At 52.4% G+C, this 5,437-nt stretch carries 2 tRNA genes and 3 rRNA genes; all 5 read left to right on the forward strand.

From position 1 onward, the window contains the following. Positions 1–40 precede the first annotated feature (40 nt). Positions 41–1,569: ribosomal RNA gene (locus ABDJ40_RS24470) — 16S ribosomal RNA — on the forward strand. Positions 1,570–1,755: 186 nt separating this feature from the next. Next, positions 1,756–1,832: transfer RNA gene (locus ABDJ40_RS24475), tRNA-Ile, on the forward strand. A 24-nt stretch (positions 1,833–1,856) separates the two neighbouring features. Next, positions 1,857–1,932 (forward strand) — tRNA-Ala (locus ABDJ40_RS24480). Positions 1,933–2,263: 331 nt separating this feature from the next. Next, a 23S ribosomal RNA gene (locus ABDJ40_RS24485) occupies positions 2,264–5,141 on the forward strand. 173 nt (positions 5,142–5,314) lie between these two features. Next, a 5S ribosomal RNA gene (gene rrf / locus ABDJ40_RS24490) occupies positions 5,315–5,427 on the forward strand. The 16S, 23S and 5S rRNA genes sit together here with 2 tRNA genes alongside, the layout of an rRNA operon. Positions 5,428–5,437 lie beyond the last annotated feature (10 nt).

Here is a 5,437-nt window from a genome sequence, read left to right on the forward strand (position 1 = left end):
AAATAGTCTTTGTTCGATTCCGTTGAGTAAATTCAAGATCGAACTGTAGAGTTTGATCCTGGCTCAGATTGAACGCTGGCGGCATGCCTTACACATGCAAGTCGAACGGTAACAGGCCGCAAGGTGCTGACGAGTGGCGAACGGGTGAGTAATGTATCGGAACGTGCCCAGTCGTGGGGGATAACTGCTCGAAAGAGCAGCTAATACCGCATACGACCTGAGGGTGAAAGCGGGGGACCGTAAGGCCTCGCGCGATTGGAGCGGCCGATATCAGATTAGGTAGTTGGTGAGGTAAAGGCTCACCAAGCCGACGATCTGTAGCTGGTCTGAGAGGACGACCAGCCACACTGGGACTGAGACACGGCCCAGACTCCTACGGGAGGCAGCAGTGGGGAATTTTGGACAATGGACGCAAGTCTGATCCAGCCATGCCGCGTGCGGGAAGAAGGCCTTCGGGTTGTAAACCGCTTTTGTCAGGGAAGAAAAGGTTCCTTCTAATAAAGGGGACTCATGACGGTACCTGAAGAATAAGCACCGGCTAACTACGTGCCAGCAGCCGCGGTAATACGTAGGGTGCAAGCGTTAATCGGAATTACTGGGCGTAAAGCGTGCGCAGGCGGTTGTGCAAGACAGGTGTGAAATCCCCGGGCTTAACCTGGGAACTGCACTTGTGACTGCACGGCTAGAGTACGGTAGAGGGGGATGGAATTCCACGTGTAGCAGTGAAATGCGTAGATATGTGGAGGAACACCGATGGCGAAGGCAATCCCCTGGACCTGTACTGACGCTCATGCACGAAAGCGTGGGGAGCAAACAGGATTAGATACCCTGGTAGTCCACGCCCTAAACGATGTCAACTGGTTGTTGGGAGGGTTTCTTCTCAGTAACGTAGCTAACGCGTGAAGTTGACCGCCTGGGGAGTACGGCCGCAAGGTTGAAACTCAAAGGAATTGACGGGGACCCGCACAAGCGGTGGATGATGTGGTTTAATTCGATGCAACGCGAAAAACCTTACCTACCCTTGACATGCCAGGAATCCTGCAGAGATGTGGGAGTGCTCGAAAGAGAACCTGGACACAGGTGCTGCATGGCCGTCGTCAGCTCGTGTCGTGAGATGTTGGGTTAAGTCCCGCAACGAGCGCAACCCTTGTCATTAGTTGCTACGAAAGGGCACTCTAATGAGACTGCCGGTGACAAACCGGAGGAAGGTGGGGATGACGTCAGGTCATCATGGCCCTTATGGGTAGGGCTACACACGTCATACAATGGCCGGGACAGAGGGCTGCCAACCCGCGAGGGGGAGCTAATCCCAGAAACCCGGTCGTAGTCCGGATCGCAGTCTGCAACTCGACTGCGTGAAGTCGGAATCGCTAGTAATCGCGGATCAGCTTGCCGCGGTGAATACGTTCCCGGGTCTTGTACACACCGCCCGTCACACCATGGGAGCGGGTTCTGCCAGAAGTAGTTAGCCTAACCGCAAGGAGGGCGATTACCACGGCAGGGTTCGTGACTGGGGTGAAGTCGTAACAAGGTAGCCGTATCGGAAGGTGCGGCTGGATCACCTCCTTTCTAGAGAATGGTCGAGCACTCGATTGCTGCATGCAGCGGTTGAGCAGCGAGATCCAATGCACAGCGTCTTCAAGCGCCCACACTTATCGGCTGTAGAACAAAAGAACAGTAAGAGTGTTTACACGTGAGCCTGCCGAGCTGGCCTTGACAGGTGAGCGCGTGAGGCAGGCTGACGATGCGAATCGTGGGTCTGTAGCTCAGTCGGTTAGAGCACCGTCTTGATAAGGCGGGGGTCGCTGGTTCGAATCCAGCCAGACCCACCACGAAATACAGCGTTGTCTGTACCCGGGGGATTAGCTCAGCTGGGAGAGCACCTGCTTTGCAAGCAGGGGGTCGTCGGTTCGATCCCGTCATCCTCCACCATTTCCTGCAAGACAGGAAGGCACTCGAAGGTTGGCAAACCAGAGCATCGAAGAGACGATGTTGTGGTTTGCCAGTCTTGGCTTTAAATAGTCGGCTGTTGTTCTTTAACAATTTGTAGAGTCGAATCAGCGTTGCTGATGGAAAGCAGTATCTTCGTAAAGGGGGATCTGCACCGTGCCATCAGCAACATTTGATTGCGTCAACGAACTTCAACTCTGATTTATCAGAGGGTATGAAGAACGGCGAAACGCGAATACTCAAAAACTTCCATCGTGAATACAAGACGATGTGAAGCAGTCCTTGACGACATCGAATGATGTCAAAGTTATAGGGTCAAGTGACTAAGTGCATGTGGTGGATGCCTTGGCGATTACAGGCGACGAAGGACGTGATAGCCTGCGATAAGCTTCGGGGAGCTGGCAAATAAGCTTTGATCCGGAGATTTCCGAATGGGGAAACCCACCTCGCAAGAGGTAACTCTGACTGAATACATAGGTCATTGTGGCGAACCGGGTGAACTGAAACATCTCAGTAGCTCGAGGAAAAGACATCAACCGAGATTCCGAAAGTAGTGGCGAGCGAAATCGGAGTAGCCCTCGTGTTTTAGCAGTTGGCATATCAGAACGGAATGGAAAGTCCGGCCATAGCGGGTGATAGCCCCGTATGAAAAATGTCGATTGTGGAACTAGGCACGAATAGAGTAGGGCGGGACACGTGAAATCCTGTCTGAACATGGGGGGACCATCCTCCAAGGCTAAATACTCGTAATCGACCGATAGTGAACAAGTACCGTGAGGGAAAGGCGAAAAGAACCCCGGGAGGGGAGTGAAATAGATCCTGAAACCGCATGCATACAAAAAGTAGGAGCCCGAAAGGGTGACTGCGTACCTTTTGTATAATGGGTCAGCGACTTACATTCAGTGGCAAGGTTAACCGAATAGGGAAGCCGTAGAGAAATCGAGTCCGAATAGGGCGTTCAGTCGCTGGGTGTAGACCCGAAACCAAGTGATCTATCCATGGCCAGGATGAAGGTACCGTAACAGGTGCTGGAGGTCCGAACCGACTAGTGTTGCAAAACTAGCGGATGAGCTGTGGATAGGGGTGAAAGGCTAAACAAACTTGGAAATAGCTGGTTCTCTCCGAAAACTATTTAGGTAGTGCCTCAAGTATTACCATCGGGGGTAGAGCACTGTTTAGGCTAGGGGGTCATGGCGACTTACCAAACCTTGGCAAACTCCGAATACCGATGAGTACAGCTTGGGAGACAGAGCACCGGGTGCTAACGTCCGGACTCAAGAGGGAAACAACCCAGACCGCCAGCTAAGGTCCCTAAAATTGGCTAAGTGGGAAACGAAGTGGGAAGGCTAAAACAGTCAGGATGTTGGCTTAGAAGCAGCCATCATTTAAAGAAAGCGTAATAGCTCACTGATCGAGTCGTCCTGCGCGGAAGATGTAACGGGGCTAAGCCAGTTACCGAAGCTGCGGATTTGCACGCAAGTGCAAGTGGTAGGAGAGCGTTCTGTAAGCCTGTGAAGGTGGGTTGTGAAGCCTGCTGGAGGTATCAGAAGTGCGAATGCTGACATGAGTAGCGTTAAAGGGGGTGAAAAGCCCCCTCGCCGTAAGCGCAAGGTTTCCTACGCAACGTTCATCGGCGTAGGGTGAGTCGGCCCCTAAGGCGAGGCAGAGATGCGTAGCTGATGGGAAACAGGTCAATATTCCTGTACCGATCAATAGTGCGATGTGGGGACGGAGAAGGTTAGCTCAGCCGGGTGTTGGATGTCCCGGTTCAAGCCTGTAGTCGTGCCTGGTAGGCAAATCCGCCGGGCTTAGATGAGGGGTGATAACGAGTCTGCTTGCAGACGAAGTGAGTGATACCCTGCTTCCAGGAAAAGCCACTAAGCTTCAGCTATTGACGACCGTACCGCAAACCGACACTGGTGCGCGAGATGAGTATTCTAAGGCGCTTGAGAGAACTCTGGAGAAGGAACTCGGCAAATTGACACCGTAACTTCGGAAGAAGGTGTGCCTTTAGTAGGTGAAGTTGTACAAACGAAGCCCAATGAGGCCGCAGAGAATCGGTGGCTGCAACTGTTTATTAAAAACACAGCACTCTGCAAAGACGAAAGTCGACGTATAGGGTGTGACTCCTGCCCGGTGCTGGAAGATTAAATGATGGGGTGCAAGCTCTTGACTGAAGTCCCAGTAAACGGCGGCCGTAACTATAACGGTCCTAAGGTAGCGAAATTCCTTGTCGGGTAAGTTCCGACCTGCACGAATGGAGTAATGATGGCCACACTGTCTCCTCCAGAGACTCAGCGAAGTTGAAATGTTTGTGATGATGCAATCTCCCCGCGGAAAGACGGAAAGACCCCATGAACCTTTACTGTAGCTTTACATTGGACTTTGAACAGATCTGTGTAGGATAGGTGGGAGGCTTTGAAACCTGGTCGCTAGATCAGGTGGAGCCGACGTTGAAATACCACCCTGGTGTGTTTGAGGTTCTAACCTTGGCCCGTTATCCGGGTTGGGGACAGTGTATGGTGGGCAGTTTGACTGGGGCGGTCTCCTCCCAAATCGTAACGGAGGAGTTCGAAGGTACGCTAGGCACGGTCGGAAATCGTGCTGATAGTGCATAGGCATAAGCGTGCTTGACTGCGAGACTGACAAGTCGAGCAGGTACGAAAGTAGGACTAAGTGATCCGGTGGTTCTGTATGGAAGGGCCATCGCTCAACGGATAAAAGGTACTCTGGGGATAACAGGCTGATACCGCCCAAGAGTTCATATCGACGGCGGTGTTTGGCACCTCGATGTCGGCTCATCTCATCCTGGGGCTGTAGCCGGTCCCAAGGGTATGGCTGTTCGCCATTTAAAGAGGTACGTGAGCTGGGTTTAAAACGTCGTGAGACAGTTTGGTCCCTATCTTCCGTGGGCGCTGCAAGATTGAGAGAGCCTGCTCCTAGTACGAGAGGACCGGAGTGGACGCACCTCTGGTGTACCGGTTGTCACGCCAGTGGCATCGCCGGGTAGCTATGTGCGGAAGAGATAACCGCTGAAAGCATCTAAGCGGGAAACTCGTCTCAAGATGAGTCTTGCCGGGGCCTTGAGCCCCCTGAAGAGTCGTTCGAGACCAGGACGTTGATAGGCTGGGTGTGGAAGTGCAGTAATGCATTAAGCTAACCAGTACTAATTGCTCGTGAGGCTTGACCCTATAACTTTGACTTCACAGTCAAAGATAGTATTCAAGTGAAACCGTTCTTCAGAAGTCTGAAGACGCAATCAAATACAATCGCTGATTCACGCAGAGACTGCTTCAACAAGCAGCCCTGCAACTCTACAAATTGGGTTTGTTGCTCACAGCAGCAGCAAACCACAAAGTTTAAGCCTGATGACCATAGCGACTTGGTCCCACTCCTTCCCATCCCGAACAGGACAGTGAAACGAGTCAGCGCCGATGATAGTGCGGATTCCCGTGTGAAAGTAGGTCATCGTCAGGCTAATATCCCG

The organism is Roseateles flavus (assembly GCF_039872765.1).
Taxonomy (GTDB): Bacteria; Pseudomonadota; Gammaproteobacteria; order Burkholderiales; family Burkholderiaceae_C; genus Roseateles_B; species Roseateles_B flavus.